The organism is Oceanobacillus sp. FSL W7-1309 (genome assembly GCF_038002145.1).
Taxonomy (GTDB): Bacteria; Bacillota; Bacilli; order Bacillales; family Amphibacillaceae; genus Oceanobacillus; species Oceanobacillus profundus.
On record NZ_JBBOBX010000001.1, the window covers coordinates 1012221 to 1037633 of the forward strand.

The 25413-nt window shown below is 40.4% G+C and carries 22 protein-coding genes and 1 riboswitch; of the genes, 6 read left to right on the plus strand and 16 right to left on the minus strand.

Going from position 1 to position 25413, the window contains the following annotated elements:
• Positions 1-66: 66 nt before the first annotated feature.
• Positions 67-699: an NUDIX hydrolase gene (locus NST46_RS04545; RefSeq protein WP_303446896.1), complete on the plus strand. Its 633-nt coding sequence runs from the start codon at positions 67-69 to the stop codon at positions 697-699.
• Between the two features lie 76 nt (positions 700-775).
• Here the strand turns inward: NST46_RS04545 and NST46_RS04550 are convergent, their stop codons facing one another.
• The 5 genes from NST46_RS04550 to NST46_RS04570 form a co-directional block, all read right to left on the minus strand.
• Positions 776-1348 carry a hypothetical protein gene (locus NST46_RS04550; RefSeq protein WP_303446898.1) on the minus strand — a complete coding sequence of 191 codons (573 nt, stop codon included), beginning with the start codon at positions 1346-1348 and terminating at the stop codon, positions 776-778.
• Positions 1349-1389: 41 nt separating this feature from the next.
• Positions 1390-2301, minus strand: coding sequence for a phosphotransferase (locus NST46_RS04555; protein WP_303446899.1), 912 nt, complete (start codon positions 2299-2301; stop codon positions 1390-1392).
• 202 nt (positions 2302-2503) lie between these two features.
• Positions 2504-3694 (minus strand): MFS transporter, encoded by a 1191-nt coding sequence (locus tag NST46_RS04560; RefSeq protein WP_340002466.1) that lies wholly within the window; start codon positions 3692-3694, stop codon positions 2504-2506.
• Positions 3695-3724: 30 nt separating this feature from the next.
• Positions 3725-4771 (minus strand): ArsR/SmtB family transcription factor, encoded by a 1047-nt coding sequence (locus NST46_RS04565; protein ID WP_340002467.1) that lies wholly within the window; start codon positions 4769-4771, stop codon positions 3725-3727.
• A 328-nt stretch (positions 4772-5099) separates the two neighbouring features.
• Complete coding sequence (locus tag NST46_RS04570) at positions 5100-7028, minus strand: ATP-dependent DNA helicase (RefSeq protein WP_340002468.1); 1929 nt, start codon at positions 7026-7028, stop codon at positions 5100-5102.
• A gap of 263 nt (positions 7029-7291) precedes the next feature.
• On the opposite strand from NST46_RS04570, the gene NST46_RS04575 reads away from it, so the two are divergent.
• On the plus strand, positions 7292-8521 hold the full coding sequence (locus tag NST46_RS04575) for an MFS transporter (protein WP_118888439.1): 1230 nt from the start codon (positions 7292-7294) through the stop codon (positions 8519-8521).
• A 142-nt stretch (positions 8522-8663) separates the two neighbouring features.
• On the opposite strand, the gene NST46_RS04580 is transcribed toward NST46_RS04575, so the two are convergent.
• The 3 genes from NST46_RS04580 to NST46_RS04590 form a co-directional block, all read right to left on the minus strand.
• Complete coding sequence (locus NST46_RS04580) at positions 8664-10178, minus strand: acetyl-CoA hydrolase/transferase family protein (RefSeq protein WP_340002469.1); 1515 nt, start codon at positions 10176-10178, stop codon at positions 8664-8666.
• A 131-nt stretch (positions 10179-10309) separates the two neighbouring features.
• Entirely contained in the window at positions 10310-10954 is a 645-nt protein-coding gene (locus NST46_RS04585) for a LytTR family DNA-binding domain-containing protein (protein ID WP_095314091.1), read from the minus strand.
• A gap of 21 nt (positions 10955-10975) precedes the next feature.
• Positions 10976-11455, minus strand: coding sequence for a PaaI family thioesterase (locus tag NST46_RS04590; protein WP_118888436.1), 480 nt, complete (start codon positions 11453-11455; stop codon positions 10976-10978).
• Positions 11456-11619: 164 nt separating this feature from the next.
• Here NST46_RS04590 and NST46_RS04595 point away from each other — a divergent pair, with 164 nt between their 5' ends.
• Positions 11620-12681, plus strand: coding sequence for an NAD(P)/FAD-dependent oxidoreductase (locus tag NST46_RS04595; RefSeq protein ID WP_303446905.1), 1062 nt, complete (start codon positions 11620-11622; stop codon positions 12679-12681).
• Between the two features lie 356 nt (positions 12682-13037).
• Here NST46_RS04595 and NST46_RS04600 read toward each other — a convergent pair whose 3' ends face one another.
• Entirely contained in the window at positions 13038-14075 is a 1038-nt protein-coding gene (locus NST46_RS04600; RefSeq protein ID WP_445321720.1) for a lactonase family protein, read from the minus strand.
• A gap of 454 nt (positions 14076-14529) precedes the next feature.
• Between NST46_RS04600 and NST46_RS04605 the strand changes: the two genes are divergently transcribed.
• Together NST46_RS04605 and NST46_RS04610 are read left to right on the plus strand one after the other, a co-directional pair.
• The gene (locus tag NST46_RS04605; RefSeq protein WP_341136823.1) at positions 14530-14781 is read left to right on the plus strand and encodes a hypothetical protein; all 252 of its coding nucleotides are present in this window, start codon (positions 14530-14532) and stop codon (positions 14779-14781) included.
• A 102-nt stretch (positions 14782-14883) separates the two neighbouring features.
• Positions 14884-15360, plus strand: coding sequence for a GNAT family N-acetyltransferase (locus NST46_RS04610; RefSeq protein ID WP_341136824.1), 477 nt, complete (start codon positions 14884-14886; stop codon positions 15358-15360).
• Between the two features lie 132 nt (positions 15361-15492).
• On the opposite strand, the gene NST46_RS04615 is transcribed toward NST46_RS04610, so the two are convergent.
• The 3 genes from NST46_RS04615 to NST46_RS04625 all read right to left on the minus strand — a co-directional run bounded on the left by NST46_RS04615 (position 15493) and on the right by NST46_RS04625 (position 19550).
• A complete protein-coding gene (locus NST46_RS04615; RefSeq protein WP_340002472.1) occupies positions 15493-16359 on the minus strand; it encodes a Cof-type HAD-IIB family hydrolase in 867 nt (288 codons plus the stop codon).
• Between the two features lie 549 nt (positions 16360-16908).
• On the minus strand, positions 16909-18297 hold the full coding sequence (gene argH, locus NST46_RS04620) for an argininosuccinate lyase (protein WP_340002473.1): 1389 nt from the start codon (positions 18295-18297) through the stop codon (positions 16909-16911).
• Positions 18294-19550, minus strand: coding sequence for an argininosuccinate synthase (locus tag NST46_RS04625; RefSeq protein WP_251660052.1), 1257 nt, complete (start codon positions 19548-19550; stop codon positions 18294-18296). The genes argH and NST46_RS04625 overlap by 4 nt, the downstream gene beginning before the upstream one ends.
• Before the next feature lie 323 nt (positions 19551-19873).
• On the opposite strand from NST46_RS04625, the gene NST46_RS04630 reads away from it, so the two are divergent.
• On the plus strand, positions 19874-20329 hold the full coding sequence (locus tag NST46_RS04630; RefSeq protein WP_118888428.1) for a GNAT family N-acetyltransferase: 456 nt from the start codon (positions 19874-19876) through the stop codon (positions 20327-20329).
• A 183-nt stretch (positions 20330-20512) separates the two neighbouring features.
• On the opposite strand, the gene NST46_RS04635 is transcribed toward NST46_RS04630, so the two are convergent.
• The 4 genes from NST46_RS04635 to NST46_RS04650 all read right to left on the minus strand — a co-directional run bounded on the left by NST46_RS04635 (position 20513) and on the right by NST46_RS04650 (position 25400).
• Positions 20513-23161 carry a cation-translocating P-type ATPase gene (locus tag NST46_RS04635; RefSeq protein WP_445254487.1) on the minus strand — a complete coding sequence of 883 codons (2649 nt, stop codon included), beginning with the start codon at positions 23159-23161 and terminating at the stop codon, positions 20513-20515.
• 251 nt (positions 23162-23412) lie between these two features.
• Positions 23413-23551: riboswitch (yybP-ykoY riboswitch) on the minus strand.
• A gap of 56 nt (positions 23552-23607) precedes the next feature.
• Positions 23608-24261, minus strand: coding sequence for an SDR family oxidoreductase (locus NST46_RS04640; RefSeq protein ID WP_118888426.1), 654 nt, complete (start codon positions 24259-24261; stop codon positions 23608-23610).
• An 85-nt stretch (positions 24262-24346) separates the two neighbouring features.
• Complete coding sequence (locus tag NST46_RS04645; RefSeq protein WP_118888425.1) at positions 24347-25036, minus strand: LrgB family protein; 690 nt, start codon at positions 25034-25036, stop codon at positions 24347-24349.
• The gene (locus NST46_RS04650) at positions 25029-25400 is read right to left on the minus strand and encodes a CidA/LrgA family protein (RefSeq protein ID WP_316246649.1); all 372 of its coding nucleotides are present in this window, start codon (positions 25398-25400) and stop codon (positions 25029-25031) included. The genes NST46_RS04645 and NST46_RS04650 overlap by 8 nt, the downstream gene beginning before the upstream one ends.
• Positions 25401-25413: the final 13 nt, after the last annotated feature.

Here is a 25413-nt window from a genome sequence, read left to right on the forward strand (position 1 = left end):
TAGTTATTTTTAATTGACTATAGTAGACTTTGCTAATAGAGCTTTTGCCTTTATGGAGGTGATATTTTGGATTCAGCAACCGTCATAGCTAAATTAAAAGGAAGAACACCGAGCATTCTTGGTCATCATCAACTTCGCAAATCTGCCGTTTTACTTCCGCTTGTAGAGGTAGAAGGTGAGACTCATATTTTATTTGAAGTACGATCCATGCATATGCGCAGTCAGCCTGGAGATATTTGCTTTCCAGGTGGCAGAATCGATAAAACAGATTCAGATCCAAGACACTGTGCGATTCGAGAAACTACAGAGGAGCTCGGAATATCTGATGCATGTATTGATGACGTTATTCCACTTGATTATATTGTGAATGATTTGAGCAGAATTATTTATCCTTTTGTTGGGAGAATTTCAAATTTAGAACAGATTACCCCAAACCCTTCCGAGGTTGGCGAGGTTTTCACGGTTCCGCTCGCTTTCTTTTTGGAAAGCGAACCGAAGTGCTATAAAGTAAATCTGCAAGTCTCACCCGAGACAGATTTCCCGTATCATTTAATTGTTGGGGGCGAAGATTATAACTGGAGAGTCCGCCAAATTGACGAGCTTTTCTATGAATATAATGGAAAGGTCATTTGGGGACTTACAGCAAGAATACTCACGCACTTTATTCAATTAGTAAAAACTGAAGAAAAACCATCCTGATAGTCGGGATGGTAATCAGCTACGAAAGATATAAGCAAATTAGGGAGCAAATGCATGTTCCATTTGCTCCCCTCTGTTATTTATTATTATGAATTATCTCTTTGGCAAACGCGATTGCGTCCTCCTCCGTTTCGTCCTCTAGCAGAAAATATTGAATCGTATAACCATAGCCATTGAAATCCATTCCCATAATAACGACATCCAGTTCTTCATTTACTACCTGATACTGAACCTCATGTCCGTCAACCTCAATACTTTCAGCACCTGCAAGTTCTCCGACTCTGCCTTTAGATATTGTCATCTGTATGGCTGTATTATCTAAATACATGTCACCGTAAATTAATTGTTTCCGATCGTCTCCCCATGCTTTCTTCATTTCTTCATCCAATGGTTCATCCTTTGAAAAATAATAGATGACCTCCGCTTGCATCGGGTCACCTGTTTTAACTTCTCCTTCCTCCGTTTCCATTTCATAGCCAATTAGTAAAGAGCCAAACGGGAAGTCGGTTTGCGGAATATATGGATTTATCCCTAATACATCATTTATTTTTTCTTGTACAACATCTGTTTCAGAATCACTTGTCCCCTGGCTGCAGCTAATAAGCAGCACAAACAGAGACAAAGCAACAATGACACGGTATTTTTTCATACATAACCTCCTGTCCTGGGCAATTTCAACGTCCTTTACCCTTAACCAAGCCTATAAGCAGATTTATCTTCAAGCAATGCTAGCAAACTTGCAAACAGCTTTCGTTGTGAGTCTTTTTCCCAGTCCTCTTCTACTTCTGCCATCAGCCACATAACCTCATCTAAAAATACATGTTCTATTGCTCTTTCCCAATATCTTACCTCCAACGCTGACAGGCTTACATATTCTTTATATCCTTTCAGAAAAAGTTCCCATTGTTTTGGTGTAAACACTTGATCTGGTGCTGTTTCCATCTCATTATGAAAAAGCAGCAATGCCAAGGCTAAATCAAAAATCCTTGGAATGCACACAGCATTATCCGGGTCAATTAAATATGGATCTGGCGTATAAATTAAGTTATTGGCTTTATAATCGTGCGGTGTCATAACCATCGGAAGACTAGCACGCTGTAATTCCTCTTGTCGAGAAACGATGTGTGTGAGCCTTTCCTGCAGCAATTCAGCGTTCAGCTCAAAGTTGTTTTGCTTTGCATGTTTCTCGATATTTTCAACACTTTCAACAACTTCATCAATTGTAAAGTCATACACATCGTACTCTCCTAATTGAAATACGTTTTCTTCTGGAGATAGATGATGTATTTTTCCTAATAGCTTTCCAGCCTCGTAGACTTCATGATCTTTTCCAGCATAGACTGTTCCAGTGATGAAGGGATAAACGACAAATGTTTCATTTCCGATGGTTTGCGGGTTATCCATTTCCAACTGTACAGGTATGACAACGTTTATGCCTTCTTTATATAAATACGTTGTATAGCCCACTAAAGGTTGCGGTCGTTTTTGAGTTCGTTTCACAACAACATCGTCTATTCGGTACACTGGTGAAAATGGATAAATGCTTACTGGCTCGTTTTCCATGTAAATTCCAAACTTCTTTAAAATTTCTTTTCCTGTCATCATAAACGCCCCTTATGTTTTATTACGAAACTAGTTTCCTATCTTCAACTTTTTTATCAATAAAGTGAAACTTCACTCAGTAGGGGGTTCCCTCCCCCACTGAATGTTAGTTAAACAGAATCAAAAATTTACGGGTTGTTTATCCCCCGCTTTCACAAGTTTTTGGTTCCCTCATGCTTATAGGCGGGGGTATTACAGTCCGTTAATGCGTGATAAATCTGAAATACGGCAGTAATAGACCAAACAGAGAAATCGCGCATATGAGAGAACCAATCCCTAGATACAGCGATCTAATCCCCCAAATCTCGCTGAAAACGCCTCCTATTAATACGCCAATCGGCATCATCCCTCTAATGATTAACAGACGAACAGAGAAGACCTTTCCCATAAGATGATTTGGAATAATTTGCTGGCATATCGTGAGGTTATGTACATTAAAAATTGCCATCGCTATACCTGCAACGATTTCTGTTGTGATTGCCAAATAAATCGATGTTGTTATTCCTAAATTAATATAGGTCATACCCCCAATAACGAGTGCTCCCAGCATTAGGAAACGACGGTCACGAAACTTAATTTTCCCTACGAGCAGTGTACCGATAACATAACCAAGTGGAAAACCAGCCATAAAATATCCATACACTGCATAGCTTTCGTTTAATTCCCCGGTTATATAAGGAAGCGCAATGACCAGGGTTACCCCAACACCAAACTGGACAACTGCAAGGAAAACGCCTAGCCAAACAATAATTTTTTGCCTGAAAAAATATCCGACTCCTTCAGTAAATTGTTCCAGCCAGGTTTGTCTTGTCGTCTGTGGGCGACTCCCTTCACGAATACCTAGCAGCATACTTCCGCTTGCAGCTAGTAAAAGACAGACAAGCAGTAAGGTAATATGAATTCCGATGTACTCGATGACAATTCCAGCTAATACAGGAGCGAGTAACATCATTAAACGAACCATGCCATCAACATACGCATTTGCTGTTGACAGCTGCTCCTTGGCAACAAGAGTCGGAAGTATTGCTTGATTTGCCGGAACATACAAAGGTGTAATTAAACCAACGGCGAGCTGAACGGCGTATATATGCCAAGGTGCTAATGTACCTGTCATATAGCCTATGAGCGGGATTAGGAAAATAGCTGCCCTACTCCATAACGCAATAATCATGATCCATTTTCGGCTCCAGCGATCAATATAGGGACCGATAAATAATTGGAGTAGGAGGGATGGTAAAAAATAGAGCAGCCACATGCTTCCTAAAGCCATAGGGGACCCTGTCAATTCAAAGACGAGTAAAGAATTACAAAATGTTCCGAATGCGCCGCCTAATTCAGAGGATGCATTTCCTGCCCAAATACGTGTAAAGGATTTGTTTTTATATAAGTTCATAACTCACCAGTTTCTTTTAGAATTATCGGTCTATTCTTGGTGAAGGTATAGTGCTAATTCCTTTGTTAACGAATCAATTGCTTTTGTTTTGAGCGCATACTTGGTGTCCTTCATTTCAACTAATTGTGCTGCACGCAATATTTTAAGATGGTGATGTATGGTGGATTTGCCCATTCCCATTCTTTCTGTAATTTCTTGAAGTGTACGATTTCTTTCGAACAATAATTTAATTATCCGCAGTCTTGCTTCATCTCCAAGTGCTTTGTACTTTAGCAATAAAAAGTCATTTGGCAAATACCTGTCATCGGGTGAAATGCTTTCGTTTGCGACTGGATAGTAAAACACCTTCGTGTCTTCCAAATCGGCAACAATATTCCATGGCCGATACGTAACATGTGGAATTAAAAGCACATGGTGGACGCTCGGCTCTGGAAGATATGTGATTCCAGCAGTTGCCCATTCAACAAATTCCTCTGGATCCATTTTTACTTCCATTTTCTTTTTGGCTGCTACATCTGCTTGCAGGATTTTTTCCAGTTGCTCGGGGTCATTTTCAATAACTTGTTTATACCAGTCTGTCATAACCTCAACCAGATGCTTTTTCAATTGCATTTGTTCCATGTTACTAATAAAAGCAATGTATTCCGGAAAAAATGGATTTGCAGCAGTAAGTGACTGTAACGCTTCTATAGCTTCTTTCTCTCGACATGCAGCACGTTCTCTTAGCTCTTGATACGCATCTCCAACAAATGGCAGGCAAATAAATTTTAATCTCTTTTCTGAAAGCATTTCGATATAGGAGGTAAACTCTTGAAGTGTTGTGAAATCTTTTTGATGTAATAGCTGAAGTAATGCCTTCCATGTGTTATTTTTTTCAACATATTCGAGATGCTCACGTAACCGATGTGATAAAGATTCCCGCATTTCCTTCCAGTAGCTAATCGACTTTTCCAACGAATCAATAAGGGCTGTATTTGTAATAGCCGCTATGCCCAATGCACATTCCCAAAGTGACGAATATTTAATGTGAACGCTGTACGTTTCTCGTTTTTTCACAGTTGCACTAATAACGTCCATGCAATTCCTCCTTTTTAGACTTTTCTTTATTCTATACTTATAGAACTAATAATTCAACTATTTTAGAACAGAAATCGGTTTTAAGGTATGGAGGAATTGATGGCGGAACATGATGGTGCTTTATTTTTGCTTTTGGTGTCATAGTGCGGCGGGGTGGGTGCTTTATTTTTGTTTTTGGTGTCATGGCGCGGTGGGTGGGTGCTTTATTTTTGTTTTTGGTGTCATAGTGCGGCAGATAGGTGCTTTATTTTTGCTTTTGGTGTCATGGCACGATGGGAAAGCTAAAAAGAGAAGAGGCAGTTATCAATAACTGCCTCTTCTATATATCTTACCAATTCATCTCAACCGGTAAAATGTCATCTATTTTTTTCTGATATAATATTTTATCTTCTTCTGTCATCCATAATTGAATAACGCCGTGGTCGTCTGTTGTTCGTATCAAGCGGCCAATCCCTTGACGGAGACGAAGCAGCATATAAGGCAGATCAACCTCAATGATTGGGTCGCTGACATGCTTGCGTTTTGCTTGGAATACGGGATCCTTCGGCGGAAATGGCAAGGACGAAATAATCACTTGTGTTAATGCTTCTCCAGGGACATCGAGTCCTTCCCATAAATTATGGGTGCATAGGACCGCAGACGCTTCCTTTTGAAATTTCCTTACTGTCGCACTAATCTCATACTCTCCTTCATAGAGCATCCTAAAATCCCACTCTTGCGTGTCTGCCCACTTCCGAAATTGATTCATTTCTTTCTCAGAAGAAAACAGGACAAGTGTATGGCCATGGTTACCTTTTAACTGGGCTCCGATTTGTTCCCACTTCATCGTCTGTTCTTGTTCTATATGACCGTTTAGCTTCATATTTTCTTCATAATCAAATGGAGAAGCTACCGTAAACGAGTCAAAGTCACTAATTCCTAAGCTCTCTGCTAAATAGGTGAAATCTCCACCTTGTGAAAGTGTTGCCGACGAGAAGACGAATGGGATATTTTGTGAAAATACTTCCTTCTCCAAAACATCTTCTACTAAGCGCGGCATAACAACTAGACTTGTTGTCGTATCATTTTCTTCCAGCCAATAGATGCCTTGGTCGTCCTTCAATAAGTTCATTAAACCATAACTGAAGAACTCCAAGTATTCCTCAATAATCTTCGTATGGTATTCATCCATGGAAAATAATTCTGCATCAAAGACCAACTGTTCCAGTAATTGCTGAACCATTCCATTCAACCTCTTAGCCATGTCCACCATGGTGTCCGTTCGAGGAATGTCCTGACGGTTCGATCCTTCTACAGGTACAGCTGTCTCACCTAATAATTCAAACCATTCGTCATTTAATGCTAAAATATCTTCTACTAAAAGCAATGATTCTTCACGAACATCCTGACCCATATAACCTGTCAACACATTGGTCAAGTTTTCAAAGTTAAATCGATAGGTCAGCCCTTTTTGTGCGGCAACTTCTAAAAGATGCCCCTCATCGAATACAACAGAACTTGCTTCTGGGAGCAATGGTAATTGTCCTTCCCGCTTACGAGATTCCTTTGTCCACACATGCTCCATATAAAAATCATGCGAACAAATAATAATATCTTTGGCATGGCGGTAGTATTCTCGATTCAGTGTTTGGCCACTGCGGTGTCTCCAGTCACAGGTAGCACATTGCTGGAGCGGGTCCCAAGCGATCTTCTCCCATTTCTCATCAGAAACCCACGGGTATTCTTTACGATCACCATAGCGTTCAAACGATTTCATTACTGCACTCGTGTCAAAAACAAATTCCGGAATCTCGTCATGCACACTTAAGATATCCTCATCGTCTGTTATTTCAGCAAGCGGGTTTAACTTTTTAATACACACATAGTTTTCTCTCGCCTTTGCTAGTCGTACATCAACCTCAAGTCCGAGCGATTTTTCTAGCTTTTCAATATCTCCGCCCTTTTTCACGAGCTGTTCAATCAATGTTTCGTCTGCGCACGTTATAATCGCAGGCTTTCCTTTATAACGTGCATAGCAAATCGCATACAATAAATAGACAAGCGTTTTCCCTGTACCTACACCTGCTTCAGCAAATATCGTATGTTTATTTTTAAATGCCTGCTCAAGCTGGAAGGCCATATAAATTTGTTCATCACGTAATTCAAATCCTTGTTCTGGCAAAATATCATAAAATACATCACCAATATAATCTCCTAATCGATCAAAGAAATTATCATCTTTCGAAACCGTAAATGGAATGGAAGTATTTCTTGTCATCGTAAACCCCTCTACTAATTGTCATAAGTTTATATGATACCATATATCTATTAAAATTTCTGCAATTTTACAGGCATATTAGAGCTCATTCTGCTGTGAATCATTTGAATCTGTTTAAAGTACAGGATGTCTGTCAGGCAGTATGAACCTCTTTAACTATTTTTATTCAGGGCAAAAACCATTGCTATTTTTAGCATCAGTTGTACAATAGCAATAAGGTTAATCACATTGTTCGTTTTTCTATTATGAGAAAGAAGGGAAATATGTTGGAAAAGGCACTAAAGAAGAAGGTAAGCTCCACATTTAGTAACAAGCCAGTCTATTCGATTTTATTTATCATTGGAACATGTCATCTATTAAATGACTCGCTTCAGGCTGTTATCCCAGCGATGTTCCCTATTTTAGAACAATCATTAGGTCTGACATTTACACAGCTTGGACTCATTGCGTTTACATTAAATATGGTTTCGTCCGTGATGCAACCATTGGTCGGTATGTACACGGATAAGCATCCAATCCCATACGCTTTACCAATCGGGCTAACGAGTAGCATGTTTGGGATGCTGGGTTTAGCTTTGGCTCCTAACTTCTGGATGATCCTCATAAGCGTTGTCTTTATTGGTTTAGGGTCTGCCGTTTTCCATCCAGAAGGTTCACGTGTTGCCTATCTTGCTGCCGGGACAAAGCGAGGGCTCGCTCAATCAATTTATCAAGTAGGCGGAAATTCCGGGCAAGCATTGGCACCCGTCATTACAGCATTAGTGCTCGTTCCGTTAGGACAATTTGGAGCCATTTGGTTTACATTAATCGCTGCGCTCGCTGTCTTTTTTCTTATGCATATCGCAAAATGGTATGCTGCCAGGGTTAAAGAATTTTCCCGGTCGAAGGGAGCTCAAAAAGCAGTAAAACCGAATAAAAATATGTCCCGGGCAATTAAAAGTGCACTTATCGTGTTAATTTTTCTTGTTTTTTCCCGCTCGTGGTATCAGGCTGCTATTTCGAACTTCTATGCATTTTACGCAATTGACAACTACGACCTTACAATTGCTAAATCTCAAGTCTATATCTTTACGTTTCTAGCGATGGGGGCTGTTGGAACATTTTTAGGCGGACCACTGGCAGACCGATTTGGAAAGCGAACCGTCATCCTATTTTCACTAATCGCTTCTGCACCACTTGCATTATTGCTGCCACATGTTGGTCCAGTTCTTGCAATTATTTTACTTGCTGTCATTGGAGTTATTTTAATGTCCAGCTTCTCCGTTACCGTCGTCTATGCACAAGAGCTTGTTCCAGGGAAAATCGGCACGATGTCTGGTTTAATTGTTGGATTAGCATTTGGGATGGGGGCAATTGGCTCGGTTGCTCTCGGAACGCTAATTGACTTTATCGGGCTGACACCGACCATGATTATGATTTCCCTTCTTCCTTTATTAGGATTTCTAACATACTTGCTGCCAACAGATGAAAAGATTCGAGAATGGTATGCTTAAGTGAAAAATTGTTATGCGAATGAAATCAGGAAATGCAGCATATGTCGTATGCTGCATTTCGCTTTCCGCTAAAAAACACATGAGAAGTCTGCCCTCTTCCCATGTGTTTTTCTATACTATATTTAACCCCAATTGTTTCATCTTACTTTTGTTCAACTAGCTTTCGCATCGTACCTGATTCTTTAAAACTAGCATGCCATGAGAATGCTTTTTCCAGCACATGAGGGGTCTGCCCTCCACGCTCAAGTGCTTCCTTGTAGTAATCCCATAGCTGCTCGCGGTACATTGGATGTGCACAGTTTTCGATAATAAGTGGTACACGCTCCCTTGGAGCTAATCCACGTAAATCCGCATAACCTTGCTCCGTAACCACCACATCAACATCATGTTCGGTATGATCGACATGTGACACGAATGGAACAATGCTCGAAATGTCTCCGTCTTTTGCAATTGACTTTGTAACGAAAATCCCAAGCCGTGCATTTCGTGCAAAATCTCCAGAGCCGCCAATTCCATTCATCATTTTCGTACCACTAACGTGCGTTGAGTTCACATTACCGTAAATATCAAACTCTAATGCAGTATTAATTGAAATTAGCCCAAGTCTGCGAATAATCTCTGGCTGGTTGGAAATTTCCTGTGGTCGCAAAATTAATTTATCTCGGTATTTGTAAAACTCACCAAAAACCTGCTGCATCTTTTCCTCTGACAAGGTTAGGGAACATGCCGAAGCAAATGTGACTTTACCAGCATCGATTAAATCAAATACCGCATCCTGCAATACTTCCGAATAGACTACCAGATTTTCAAACTCTGAATCAAGCATACCATGTAATACCGCATTTGCAACCGAGCCAATTCCCGATTGAAGCGGCATAAGTGATTCCGTTAAGCGACCTGCTTGAATCTCGGATCGTAAAAATCCTAGGAGATGCTTTGCCATCATTTTTGTTTCCTCATCAGGCGGAACGATTGTTGATGGGGAATCTTCTTGATGGGTGAATACAATCCCCTTCACTTTATCGAAATCAAGTGGTATCCCAAGCGTCCCAATCCGCCCGTCGACCTTTGTTAATGGAATCGGATCCCGTTCACCTTGCTTGTTCGGGCTATAAATATCATGCAATCCCACTAACGCTTCTGGTTGTGCTGTATTCAGTTCAATTATGATGTTTTCCGCTGTCTCAGCAAACGAAAGTGAATTCCCAACAGAAGTAGTTGGAATGAGCATTCCATCTTCCGTAATCGAAATCCCTTCCAAGATAGCGTAATCTACACGATCAATAACATCCGCACGCAGCATTTCAGACGTATGTGATAAATGCTGGTCTACAAATAGATGCTCCCCTGTATTAATCGCCTTTCGCATCAAAGGTTCTGCTTGGAATGGCAATCTTTTTGCAACAATTCCTGCTTCTGCAAACATTTTATCAATGTTCGAACCGAGTGAAGCCCCTGTATACACATTTACTTTGAAAGCTTCACCTTTTTTCGCACGTTCCACCAATGCTGTCGGAACCGCTTTCGCATCACCAGCACGAGTAAACCCACTTAGCCCCAATGTCATTCCATCGTTTATCCATGATGCCGCTTCTTCTGCGGACACTAGCCGCTCGTGAAGCACTCGGGGATGTATGCGCTTTAATTTTCCTCCCATAAAAGCATCCCTCTTTTATTCAATGATTATATTTATTTTAACGTAATAATCAAACGTTTCGGAAAAACAAGAGGGAGATAGTTATTTTTTGATTAAAGTACTTAAATATGCGGATAAAACAGCAATAACTGTTAAAATCCTAACAACTTTCGAAAGTAGCTTGCATAGGATTGGCTTACAGGAATCTTTACATCATTGGTCATCGCCAGCAAGAATGTGGAATGCGTGTCAGGAAAAATTTCTTTGATATGATGAACATTCACAATGTATGACCTGTGACAGCGAATAAATGACTCAACGGGGAGCATATATTCAAATTGCTGCAAAGTATTGGAATGTATCCCAGAGTAGTGATCCGAAAAAACATGCGTTTTCCGGTCTTTTGCCTCTAAATAAATCACATCGGAAAACGATATCGGCTTCCATCCATCATCGTTTTTCACCGTAACAACCGATTTCCCTTCCGTCCACGCTGGATAGATTGCCAGTACACACCCCTCTAGTCTTTCTTCAAAATGAAATGGGACAGCCATTCCATGGTAAGGGACACCATAAACATTTCGGTTAATAAACTTAGAGACCTTTTGCTCCGAGATAATTGCTTTATGTGCAAGCGTCCCCTCTTTAATCGGGTCACCTGGTTGAATCTTTAAATCAATCCGTTTACTCGGAAGATAGTAAATATATTCCGTCGTGGTTGTAACTGCAATTGAAATTTCATCGGAGAAAAGCTCTCCAACAACGTCTAGGAGCGAATGTATGTTTAGCTTCTGCATAGTTGTCCTCCTATTTTTCTTTTAAGCTGTAGTGAATGATTTCGGCATCACTGCTGCTACGACAACTGCTTTTACACAAAGTGTTTCACCAGCAAATACCTCTGTATGTATCTTCCATTTCTTCGGGTGTACTTCTTCAATTGTACCAACTGCTTTTAACGGAACATCCTGAGGAGTCGGCTTTAGAAAATCTAGATTTAACGATGCTGTTACAAATCTTGGTGGTTCGACACCATCACCCGGCTCATATCCATTTTTACGATGCATTGCTAAAGAAGCAGACCCAGTCCCGTGACAATCAACAAGTGATGCAAGTAAACCTCCATACACAAATCCAGGAATCGCTGTATGCTCCTTTTTCGGCGTATAAATCGTAACGGTTTGATCGCCTTGCCAACCTGTTCTTAAACGCAGACCCTCTTGGTTCAGCCGCCCACAGCCATAGCACCAAGCATAGTCTTGACCATATTCATCTTGAACTGCATATTGAATCTGTTCCATTCCGATTACCTCCCATTATTCTATTTACTCCCATTTTAGCGTATTTTCAGCATATATACACGAAAAATTATTCATTCGATTCAGATGATGACAGTTCACCTTAACTTTGGTAATCTATTAGGTGGACCGGCAGAAAGCGTTTCATTACTTAGGGGGTTATTCAAGTGAAAAGGTTAGTTATTTTAGGCGGCGGATATGGTGGTATTAAAATCCTCACTGGTTTATTGGATCAGTATTTACCGGAGGATTTGCAGATTACCGTTGTTGATCGGAACCCATTTCGCTCACTAAAAACAGAATTCTATACGATTGCAGCAGGAACAGTTGCAGATCAAGATGTTCGAGTTGAATTTCCAGATGACAAACGCGTTCACTACGTTTTTAATGAAGCCACAAAAATTGATACAGAAAATGAGCAGATTCTATTTGAGGATCCAGAAGATACAATCTCCTATGATTATTTAGTGATTGGGCTAGGCTGTGAAGATAATTACCATGGTATCCCAGGTGCCGAAGAGTTCACCAAAAGTGTTCAAACGTTTGCTAAAGCTCGTGAGACTGGGGTTGCAATTGGGAATTTAGGTGCTTATGGTAAGGTTACAATCGTTGGTGCGGGACTAAGTGGGATTGAAGTTGCTTCCGAAATCCGTGAAAGCAGACCTGATTTGAATATCCGTATCTTAGATCGCGGTTCAACGGTTTTAAAAGCGTTCGATTCCAAAATTCAACAATATGTGGAATCATGGTTTGTTTCAAATGATGTGGATGTCATACATAATTCAAATGTAGAGTATGTTGAGAAAGATGGGGTTTGTAACAATGGCGTATGTTTCTTAAACGACGTGACCATCTGGACCGCTGGTGTAAGACCAAATTATTTGGTACGTGAATTACCTTTTGAAAAAGATATTCAGGAAAAAATTATCGTTAATGACTTTTATCAAGTTCCGGCACAGCAGAATGTATATGTATTAGGTGACTGTGCAGCTTCTAATTTCTCTCCAAGTGCCCAGTTAGCCGGTCAGCAAGGTGAGCAGATCGCAGACATTCTCTTAGCTGTCTTGCGTGACAAAGCACCAAAGAAACCGAAGGAAATTAAGTTGAAAGGCACGCTCGGATCCCTAGGCAAATCCGATGGCTTCGGTAATATGATGCAGTTACCATTTACCGGATTCCTGCCACGCCTTGCGAAATCTGGTGTCCTTTGGTTAAGTAAACGTCATTAATCATTAATTGGAATCGGCATATACAGCTGGTTCCTTTTTTCATTTTAAAAATTTACATAAACTTCACTGCAGCTTCACAAGTATTTCATTATTCTATAGTATGATTTACCTATAGATACATAATGAATGATGGAGGTGCACCATGCGATTTCTTGCTAAGGTAAGTATCAGTCTCGTCGTTGTGCTGTTTTATTTCTTTTAAATGTATCTTGCCCCATAATCACCAGCATTTCCTGTCCTCGTATGTCTATAACTTTCCACGCAGGAATAAAACTGCGATTACTTGCCTCCAATAAAGCTTCATTTTTAAAAAGGTCAGTCACATTTCTGCTGTGTCTGACCTTTTGTTGTATTTATTAACCTAAAAACTTCACACATACTACTTCCGGGACATCTACAACGGAATCGAGCTGGGTCAACTTACCTGTCTTCTGATCACGAGCAAATAATACAAGGTTGCCTGACTTCTGGTTCGATGCAACGATGAATGACTCACTAGGATCAAGTACAAAATCACGTGGCCAATTCCCGCCAGTTGATGTGATTTCAATTAGTGTGAGCTCTTTTGTTTCTTCATCAACCTGAAATACAGCGATACTATTATGACCACGATTTCCAGTATAAACAAATTTTCCGTCTGATGTAATATGAATGGCACTTGCATCATTTGTTTCGTTAAAATCTGATGGAATAGCTTTTATTTTTTGTTTTTCAGTAAAGCTTCCCTGGTCTGCATCGTAATCAAGCACAATAACTTCAGAGCTGAGCTCTGTCATTAAGTATGCTGTCTTGCCATCTGGATGAAATGCAAGGTGACGCGGACCACTGCCTGACTCTACATGAAGCGTCGCTACTTTTACAAGTGCTTGACCTTCTATTTTGTATGTCACAAGTTCATCCGTCCCAAGATCTGCGACAATGACATACCTTCCATCAGGTGTTTGTGCTGTATAGTGGACATGTGGTTTTTCCTGGCGTTCGTGCGGACCATTCCCTTCATGCTGAACAGTACCTTTTAGCGCAAGCGCACTTGGACGATGTGCTTGGAATAAATCGACCGTTCCTTTATGATAGTTCCCAGTCACTAGCACACCATTCTGAATATCAAGGTGACACGGCGGCGCTCCCTCTTCCAGCTTCTCATTAACGTAATGCAATTCACCTGAGTCAGATACGATTTCATAAGCATGTACACCACCAAGCCCATCCTGTTGTGCAACAGAATAAAGCTGACGTTTATCTTCACTAATCGCCAAATAAGTCGGACTGCCGACGTTTGCCGCTACCTCCGCAGCTTCTAATTTGCCTGCCTCAGCATCTAGAACAAAACGATAAATCCCTTCACTGCTTTCACGCGTATATGTGCCAGCGAATCCGATATATTTTTGAGCCATATGTATCCATCCTTTCTAGTATTGGTGGTTCTATTATAGCATTAATGGGCTATGAGTTCTTTCTTGAGAAGCCGCAAAAGATGAGATAGTTCTCCATAAGTAAATGGTAAAATTTCGTTGTTAGCAGACCTTTGCGCTTGTACAATGCCCCCATCTTATATGGTGCACAAAATTTCTAATCACCACTAGAATTGGAAGGTGTATTCTGAAAGGTTATGATAGAATATACATAAAGAAAACGGCGGGATGTCATTGTTAATGAATTATCTTTAAACCCTTTTAGACAAATCTTCTATATTGGCAAAGTAAAAACAACCCTAGGGGATTCCACATGACCGCAATAATAACCGTTGCATCAGAGCATATTATAGAAAATCGACTGCTGACAATACAGCTAAAACGATTGAATCTATATAATTAATTATTTCGCTAATCGGTCAGGATATTTCAACTGGTGGTTTGTACTAAAACAAATGAAAAAGGTGAAAAAGTGTTAGATAAAATCAAATCATTTCCTGAAAAGTCGGCATTTGTAATTGGTCTTTCTTTAATATTATTTAGTCCAATCTTGTTATTTTTGCTTTCATTATTAGCCTCAGTTGGAAAATGGATTGTGATTATACAAGCAATTATTTTGGGAATTGCTATCTTACTTATACTAAGTGCGGCCGATAAAAGATATGCACGTAAAGGCAATTCAAAGTGAAGGGTGATTTGTTTATCCTTATAAATATAACAAATGCATTTCGTAGTTTAATCTTAACACGCAATTTGTATCTGATGAATAATTCATATGAGGAGAAATAAAATGGATATAACTAATTTCATAGAGCTAAAACACCTTTCAAATGAACACGTAAATCTACTGCATTCTTTTGAACTGCCTAAAGAGCAAAGTCAGTTTACTTCATTACCAATAAATTTCGCAAATGTATCAGAAGGTCAGTTTCGTATTGTTATCCTTTATCATACTGAACCGGTTGGCTTCTTTTTATTGCATGCAACTGAGCGAGTGAAGGATTATACAAATAATCAGCAGGCCATGCTGTTAACCTCCTTTTCAATAAACCACTCCCAGCAAGGAAAAGGCTACGCAAAACAAGCGATGAATCTACTCAAGAAATTCGTATCCGATGAATTTCCGAATTGTAATGAACTCGTTTTAGCTGTTAACCATAAAAATATAGCTGCCAAGCAATTATATAAAAAGGTGGGGTTTCAAGATACAGGTAAGAGAAAAGTCGGACCTATTGGTGAACAGTTTATAATGAATTTATTGCTGTAATACATATTATGAAACACATTTGCGTAAAGTCTTGTGAAGGTATTTCCAAATTAAATGGGGCTCACTATAAGCACTAGGAAGCTGGGCCCAATTCTCGCTCTAGATTCGGCCCGCCTCCTTTTCAATACCAATTTAGGCATTTATTGTCCGCAACATTTCCTCAATAGCAAAAGCGACCCCATGATCATAATTTGCCTTTGTTGTATAGGAACAAAGTGCTTTAATTTCGTCTGATGCATTCCCCATCGCAACACCTCGGCCTGCAGTTCGGAGCATACTTTCGTCATTCCAGTTATCTCCCATCGCCATCACATCAACCATGTCAATTCCCATACTTTCTGCTAAATGCTTTAAGGCAATTCCTTTTTGGGCATCTTGATGGTTAAATTCCAAGTTAATATCACCAGAAGATGTGATTGCCATTCCTGCTACTCCGCTAAGCTGTGCGCGTGCAGATGCGAGCTTTTCTTTATCAAGCGAAAAAGCAAGAATCTTATAGATTTCTAAGTTTTCTATAGCAAATATTTCATCGTAATCAGCGATGAATTGGACTGGTTCAGCCTGAAAGCGCAGTTCTGCTTTTTCCCGAATTTCTGTCTCTGATGCATTGGGATTCGCTGATTTCATAATATCGACAAGCACTTCTAAGAAGTATTTCTTGCTTACCGAATAGATTCCATTGGTCGTGAAAAATTCCAAGTACATATCAGCTTCTCGACAAACTTCCAAAACCTGCTTTGCAACCGATTTATCCATCGGAACTGTTCGAATTAATTGTTTATCCTCTGTATAAGCGACTGCGCCATTTAAGCTAATAATGGGACACGTAATCCCAGCTTGCTTTAGTGGTGTATTGGCTGCATCATATGATCTTCCAGTTGCTACTACAAATCGAATACCATGGGCAACTGCTTTTTGAATTGCCGCTATATTTTCTTCACTTACAACGCCCTCTTCATCTAATAATGTACCATCTAAATCTGATGCAATAAGTTTCATTATGTATGCTCCTAAAGTATTTGTTCAGTTTATATTTATTCTTCCCCCTTATTATACACATCTAATCGATATTTTTCAGACAGAACAAAAGTGCAAGCGCCCGGTAAGCGACGTACGGACTGCGCCCCGAACTTTGGGGTGGTTCGACGAGTCGAACATTCCTACGTAGGAGATTCACTCCAAAGTATAAGATGAACTATGACTTTCGCCGTTATGGGCGAAAAGTCAAGTTCATCTAAAAGGAAACATGCCCCTTTAGGGGTATGCCGATGTTAGGCGTAGCCTGGTTTTAGTCGGCCATCCTTTTACCTAGAGTCGATGTTGACTTTCACCGCCAGGGTATAAGTGCGACTAAGCCTCTGGCACAGCCAATCGGCAAGTCTTCTTTATCGTGTCATGAGGTGAGCGAAGTCTCGCTAGTCGTTGGGCGCTGGAGCTGGACGTGGCTCATCCTGTATCCAAGTTATCCACAGCATTCAAATTTTCTAGTTTCCTATACAACTAGAAAAAGCACTTGAACAAATGGCTCAAGTGCTTTTTCAAAGATAACTATTCCTGCAGTGCCAGTTCCTCAATAACTGCTAGTGCCTGCTCAATTTGTACTTCTACACGTTTTCTAGCCGTACCGCCTGCAACATCACGTGCATTAACGACCGTTTCTGGCCTTAACACATCGAAAATATCCACATCTATTAACTCTGAGAACGATTTGAACTCATCAAGTGTTAAATCAAGTAAATACTTTCCGTTTTGAATGCAATTTAGCACCACCTGGCCAACAACCGCATGCGACTCTCTGAATGGCATTCCTTTTTCAACAAGATAATCCGCAAGGTCAGTTGCATTGGAAAAATCGTTCGTCACGGCTTGATACATATTTTCCTGCTTCACCTGCATTGTCTCAATCATTGGCGCAAATAGTGCGAGTGCGCCTTTTAATGTTTCAAATGTGTCGAACATGCCCTCTTTATCTTCTTGCATATCTTTGTTATAGGCTAATGGAAGGCCTTTAAGCGTTGTCAGCATGCCCATTAAATGACCGTACACACGCCCTGTTTTTCCTCGAACAAGCTCTGCGACATCGGGATTCTTTTTCTGTGGCATCATGCTGCTTCCTGTTGTAAACGAATCATCCAGCTCGATGAAGTTGAACTCGGCACTCGACCATTGCACAAATTCTTCACATAAACGAGAAAGATGCATCGCAATTAACGAAGCGTTTGATAAGAATTCGACGACGAAATCCCGATCACTAACTGCGTCAAGACTGTTTTCACAAATACCATCAAAGCCAAGTCTTTCGGCGACGAATTGCCGGTCAATCGGAAAGGTTGTCCCTGCCAAGGCACCAGCTCCAAGCGGGGATTTGTTTACCCGCTTTAAGCTATCGGTTAGACGTTCCACATCACGCTGAAACATGAAAACATATGCCATCATATGATGTCCGAATAAGACGGGCTGCGCTCGCTGCAAGTGGGTATAGCCTGGCATAACGGTGTCTAAATTGGCTTTTGCCTGGCTAATTAAAGCCCTCTCGACATCAATAAGCAGCTGAATAATGGTTCCAATTGCATCGCGCAAGTACAAGCGCATATCTAATGCAACTTGATCATTTCTGCTTCTGCCAGTATGCAGCTTTCCACCTACTGTACCGACCTCTTCAATTAGGAGCTTTTCCACATTCATATGGATATCCTCATGCTCCTCAGTAAGCTCAGCTACTCCAGATTCAATTTTTTTCAGAACGATTTGCAACCCTTCTGCAATTTTATCAGCATCTCCTGCTGGGATAATCTTACAAGCCTTGAGCATCTCAACATGCGCAAGGCTTCCTTCAATATCATAGGCTGCTAGTTTTTGATCAAATCGGATGGATGCTGTATATTCATCCATTAATTGATTCGTTGGTTTGGTAAAACGTCCTCCCCATAATTTCACGATTTAACAGCTTCCTTTACTTCAAGTTTCACTTTTTCAATTGACTTCTTTTTCTTCGCTGTGCCATTAACAGAAGCATGCACCTGTGTTGGCAAGCCCCATAACTTAATAAATCCAAGAGCAGCATCATGGTCGAATGCGTCAGCTTTATTGTAGGTTGCCAGGTCAAAGTCATAGAGCGAATTGGCAGATTCACGTCCGACAACTTGCGCATGCCCTTTATACAGCTTCACTTTAACAGTACCTGATACATGCTCTTGCGTTTTTTCCACAAATGATTGAAGTGCTTCTGTTAGTGGTGAATACCACAAACCATAGTAGACCGTTTGTGCCAGCTTTTGTTCTATCATCGGCTTGAATTCAGCAACCTCTCTTGGTAAGGTTAGTGCTTCCAGCTCTTGATGGGCCGCAATTAATGTCATTGCTGCCGGCGCTTCATAAATTTCTCTTGATTTAATACCAACTAAACGATTCTCCACATGGTCAATTCGTCCAACACCGTGCTTTCCAGCAACTTCATTCAGTTTTAAAATCAGCTGATCGAGTGAAAGTTCTTCTCCGTTCAATGCTATTGGCTTACCTTGCTGAAATGTAAGTTGGATAACCTCTGGCGTATCTGGTGCATCAACTGGGTCGGCTGTTAGATCAAACGCATCCTTTGGCGCCTCTTGCCATGGATCCTCTAAAATCCCACATTCATTACTACGTCCCCATAAGTTTTGATCAATACTATACGGACTATCTAAATTGATTGGAATCGGAATTCCATGTGCCTGAGCATACTCAATCTCTTCTTCTCTGGACATTGCCCATTCACGAACAGGTGCAACAATTTTAAGATTTGGGTTTAAAGCCGTAAAGGCAACATCGAAACGGACTTGATCATTTCCTTTTCCTGTACATCCATGCGCTACCGCTACAGCTCCTTCATCTTCTGCAATGTCAACAAGAATTTTAGCGATTAATGGACGCGATAGTGCAGAAATAAGTGGGTATTTCCCTTCATATAATAGATTTGCCTGCAATGCTGGTAATACATATTCATTCGCATAGAGCTCTTTTGCATCAATTACATACGATTTGATCGCACCAACGTCCAGCGCCTTCTTTTTAACAAACTCTAAATCTTTACCTTCACCAACATCGAGCGCCACCGCAATCACATCATAATTATATTTATCCTGTAACCATTTCACTGCAACGGAAGTATCAAGACCTCCGGAATATGCCAAGACGATTTTTTCCTTTGCCATTTTTGTTTCTCCTCTCGTTTGTGCTATTAATGAATTATTATGCATCATTTTGTATAATAATTCAATAGTTTTTTAATATTTTTTTGGTAAATATAATATTTCCCGGATCCGAAATAAAGTTTAACCCGTTGTAAAAAGGTTGCACTGTTTTACTACATTTGGATTTGCGTTGTCCAAAGGGATCTTTTATCGTTACAATAAAATTAAGTATTATTCCATTATCAAGCCAATTGAAACAGCAAAGAGGGGGCTATTCGTAAATACTCGAAGTATGTAGTTTAGAATATAGACTGTCACTAATCTTATACAAGGAGAGGATTTTTATGGATCTTAGAATTGATGATTTAACTGGATCTGAAGTGGCTGAATTGCTAAGCGAGCACATTCAGAGCATGAGAATACATTCCCCGCCAGAAAGTAAACATGCACTTGATCTTGAAGGATTGCGAAAACCAGAAATTACTTTCTGGAGTGCTTGGGAAGGAAATGAATTAGTTGGCTGCGGAGCACTTCAAGAACTTAATCGCCATCATGGAGAGATCAAGTCAATGCGAACATCTTCATCCCATCTAAGAAAAGGTGTAGCGAAGCGAATTCTTCAACGAATTATTGACGAAGCCAAGCAACGTGGTTATCGACGGTTAAGTCTGGAAACGGGATCAATGGATGCATTTGAACCAGCTAGGAGAATGTATGCAAACTTCGGGTTTCGATATTGCAAGCCATTTTCGTATTATATTGAGGACCCAAATAGCGTATTTATGACAAAGGAATTATAAGTTTGTTTCAAAGGATGCATTCGTTAAAAAATAAAGCATTAATCATAAATCTTTCACAAAAGCGCAAATTGTGGAAGATCATAGATAGAAAATGATCAAACTTAATTTTAAAGCTACATATTTTCCTCCGCCGGATACAAACGACTAAAGCCATGCACCCCTAACAGGCACATGGCTATTTGATTACTTATCTTTTGAGAAACGATGAAATGAAATTTTTACGATTTCCATGAGCACAGCGGCTGCAAGAGCAAGAGCTGCCGCTACAAGTGCTTCATTCCAGCCAAAGCTTTGTGGTATGTTAAATACATCTCGGGCAAATGGAAGAGTTGTTATGCCATATAGAATAAACCCAAGGAAGACAGCCCCTATGACATATTTATTTTTAAAGAACCCTGCTCCAAATGCTGTTTGTGTATTCGATCTAGCTGCGAATGTCTGCAATGTACGTGATAAAATGAGTGTCGTAAACGCCATTGCGACTCCCATTTCATTTGAATGGCTTAATCCAATATAGAAGGAAATGATAACAGCGATACCAATCAACAGTCCTCTTGTTAGAACAGCTTGCAACGTATCCCGAGTAAAAATTCCCTCGTCTGTCCGACGTGGTTTTCTTTCCATCACGTCAGGTTCTGACTTTTCCATTCCTAATGCAATTGCTGGAAGCGAATCATTTACTAAATTAATATACAGAAGCTGCAACGCCGTAAATGGATTTGGCAGATTGAAAATAACGGCATAGAGAATGGCGATAATTGCGCCTAAATTACCAGCAAACAAGTATCCAATTGCCTTTTTAATATTATCAAACACGGTACGGCCAACACCAACTGCATTAACAATCGAGACAAAGTTATCATCCGTTAAAATCATCGCAGAAGAGTCCTTCGCTACATCCGTACCACTTCCCATTGCAATACCAATATCCGCCTGTTTTAGTGCCGGTGCATCGTTAACACCATCACCTGTCATGGCTGCGACTTTATCCTTCTTCTGCCATGCACGAACAATTCGAATTTTGTTTTCTGGGGAAACACGTGCATAGACTGCGATTTGCTCAAGCTTCCTATCTAACTCTTCATCCGATAAGGCATCCAACTCCTTACCAGTTAAAGCAATATCATCGTCCCCCATAAGTCCAATATCACGACCAATCGCTTGTGCAGTTGTTTTATGATCACCTGTAATCATAACTGTACGAATCCCTGCTTTTTTCGATTCTTCAATCGAACCATAGACAGCCTCTCTCGGCGGATCAATCATCGCAGTAAGGCCTATAAGCACAAGATCCTTCTCATCTTCCTCTGTAATATCTGTTTGTCCATCAGCTAGGCGTTTATAGCCGTATGCCAGCACACGCAATGCCTGATCTGAAAAACTTTCATTGGCCTGCTCAAATAATGCCAGTAATTCATCTGTTACCGGTTCTTCCTTTCCCTTGTATAGTACATGGCTGGCACGGTCAAACATGACATCCGGGCCGCCTTTTGTCAGCATTGTTGTTTCACCATCCATGCGATGTACTGTGGACATCAATTTACGATCCGAATCAAACGGCAATTCTGCTTCGCGCTTAAATTTTTCCCGAACTGCTTCATAGTCATTATTATTTTTATTGGAAAAATTAATAAGGGCAACCTCTGTCGGATCTCCAATCTCCCCGCCATCACTATTAATAAAGGAATCATTACAGAGCACTGCTGTATTCACAAGCATCCGCTCCGACTCATTCCAGTTTTCCGGATCCTCCGCGAGCTCGCTTCCCGACTCACCTGGAATAAAATAATCCGTTACGGTCATTTTATTTTGTGTCAATGTTCCAGTTTTGTCAGTACAGATGACACTAGTTGAACCGAGCGTTTCTACAGCAGGAAGTTTTCGGATAATCGCATGCTGTCTAGCCATTTTATTTGTTCCAACAGATAGTACAATCGTAACGATCGACGATAACGCTTCTGGGATGGCTGCTACTGCAATTGCTACGGAGAACATAAGCGCATTTAAAATTGCAGTACTTGTATCAACATCTGCCCCACCAAACCAAATTCTAAGGGCTTGTACAGCGAAAATTAAGATGGAAAGCAACAATATCCCAATACCGAGCTTTTTACTAAACGATTCAAGCTTCCGTTGTAATGGTGTTTGCTTTTCTTCAGCGGTAGAAATCATCTCCGCAATTTTTCCGATTTCCGTCTGCTCTCCTGTCCCAGTCACAACAAAGGTGCCACGACCATAGGCAACAAGCGAACTGCTGAACACCATATTGACTCGATCTCCAAGCGTCACCTCTTCCGTAATCGTATCGGTACTCTTTTCAACTGCTTCCGATTCACCCGTTAGCATCCCTTCATTTACCTTTAGTGAACCACTGGCAATAATTCGACCATCAGCAGGAACATAATCACCAGCTTCAAGTGTCACGATGTCTCCTTGAACAAGTTCCCTTGCTGGTATCGTTTGTGACTGACCATTACGGATTACCTTTGCCTCTGGGGCCGACATATCGCGTAAGGCATCTAGAGAGCTTTCCGCCTTCTTTGTCTGCACGACACTAATAACGGAATTAATAAGTAGAACGAGAAAAATAATCAGTGATTCTGCAATTTCTCCCAATACAACTTGAATTCCAGCGGCTACCAGGAGGACAATAACCATTGGATCTTTAAACGTTTCTAGAAAAAGCTTCCAAGTCGAAACCTTCTCCCTGTCTTTTAATTCATTGTAGCCATCTTGCTCGAGTTTTGCTTTTACAGCATCAGAAGTTAATCCATTTTCCGATGACTGTACAGCTTTTAAAACAGATTCGGTATCTTTACGGTAAAATTCCAACATGAACGAACTCCTTTTTGATGTTCAATTCGCTACGAATAGATTGTCTTCTGAAGCAAGACATTATTCATGAACATGATTTTTGTTAATTTTTTTATCTGATCTTTCTTTGAAACCTACAATTACCTAGTCCTTAGCAGGTGTACAAGCTCAGGGCGATTATACCTCTTCTGTTTCGTCAACCACCGGGATTAGAAACTCTTTTTATGATACAGGTAGATAGGTTATACATTCCCCTGTTTACCCAAAAAAAGCGAGACCTAACCCACGATTGGGCAAAGGTCTCGCTTAGCATGTTCTGCCAATAAAGCCGATGATGGAATCCATCATGTAATGACGACTTTATTTTGGAATCACTTGATTCCACCGCTACTCCCCTTTGACAGATGTCAAAGAAATATTCTATATTCATTTTAGCATACGCCTGCTAAAAATTTCAAATCATATTATAGTTGTTTAATCGCATCCGCAATTTCTGATTCCCCCGAAACTAAATCAAAGCTTTTCCGATACGTAGCTTCTTCCGTTAACGCAGCAATCAATACTTTGGCTACATCCTCTCTTGGGATACCGCCTCTTTCTAAGTTTTCCGCTACTGAAACCTTATCGACTGCAGGTTCATTTAATAAGTTGCCAGGTCTTACGATTGTATAGTTTAGAGAACTAGCCTCCAGCTCTTTGTCTGCATAATGCTTCGCAACCATATAAGGTTTAATTGGACTATCTGCCCAGCTCTCGCGATTATGCGCCTGGATGGCACTGACAAGAACAAACCGACTGACGCCTGCTCTTTCTGCTGCTTCCATCGATTTAACCGCTCCATCTAAGTCAATAAGCAATGTCTTATCCGGTCCAGTACTTCCTCCTGATCCTGCTGAGAAAATGATAGCCTCAGCACCTGATTCGATTACTGCTTGGGTCAGTGTATCTACACTATCTTCCAGATTAGCCAAAATAGCATCCACACCAGATGCTTCCAGTTCCTTTGCCTGCTCTTCTTTTCGAACCAACGCTGTTAACGTATGCTCTTCACTTTCTTGGAGTAAACGTACGAGATGTTTACCAATCTGACCATTTGCTCCAATTACTAAAACCTTCATTTGTACATCCCCTTTGACGATAGATTTTGGAAACCCACTTCATTATTTCAAAGCAAATCCAATTTATCAAAGATTCTGTTTGTGTTTATATCATCCACTCAACTAAAATCGGCGCAATAATCGATACAATTATGGCACTTAACACCATTGCAACCGTACTGGCAGATCCTCCTAATGGTCCGTCTTCCATCGCCCGAGCTGTACCAATTGCATGGGATGCACTCCCAATTCCTACTCCTCGTCCGATGACATGATCAATTTTAAAAGCCTTAAATATAAATGGGGCTATCAGCACACCACACATTCCAGCAAGCATAACAAAAACTGCCGCAAGAGGCATCGCACCTCCCAGGGAGTCGGCAATCACAATCGAAACAGGTGTAGTCACGGATTTGGACACTAATGAATAAATAATGAATTCTTCAACTCCAAGCCATTTCGCGAGCAAAACACCAGACATAATTCCAACAACAGCACCAACAAAGGTACCCATCAGGATTGGAAAAAATAGCCGTTTAAGAAGATCACGCTGCTGATACAGCGGATAAGCTAATGCAACTACTGCCGGGCCCAGCAGCTGATTAATCCATTCGCCCCCAATCATATACGTATCATAGTCAATATGAAAAATAAGTAATATCAAAACAATAACAATAGATCCTAGAAAAATCGGCAATGTAACTGGAAGCAAAATTCTGCGATGAAGCTTCCACATAAAAAGATATACGATTAATGTTCCTATAATAGCTAACAAGCCTATTACAATATTATTCATGATGCATTTCCTTCTTTCTAACAAACCACTGGCTTACAACACCAGATATTCCCATAACAAGTGCCGTGCTTATAAGTACAATGATGATTAATAAAATTCCTTCACCTGTAAAAAGCTGCAAATAGTTCACGATACCGACTGTTGCAGGGATGAAAAACAATGTTAAATGGCTAACAAATAATCGTGTGCCATCTTCAATCCAACTCACTTTTATACTCTTTGTGTAAAGCAATATAAATAACAGAATCATTCCAATCACACTGCCAGGGATTATCAAATGAAACGTTAATTGAATCCAGTTTCCGATTAAAAAGATTCCATATAATACAGCTATATGTGTGATAATTTTTCCTAATTTCAACAATCTCAGACACTCC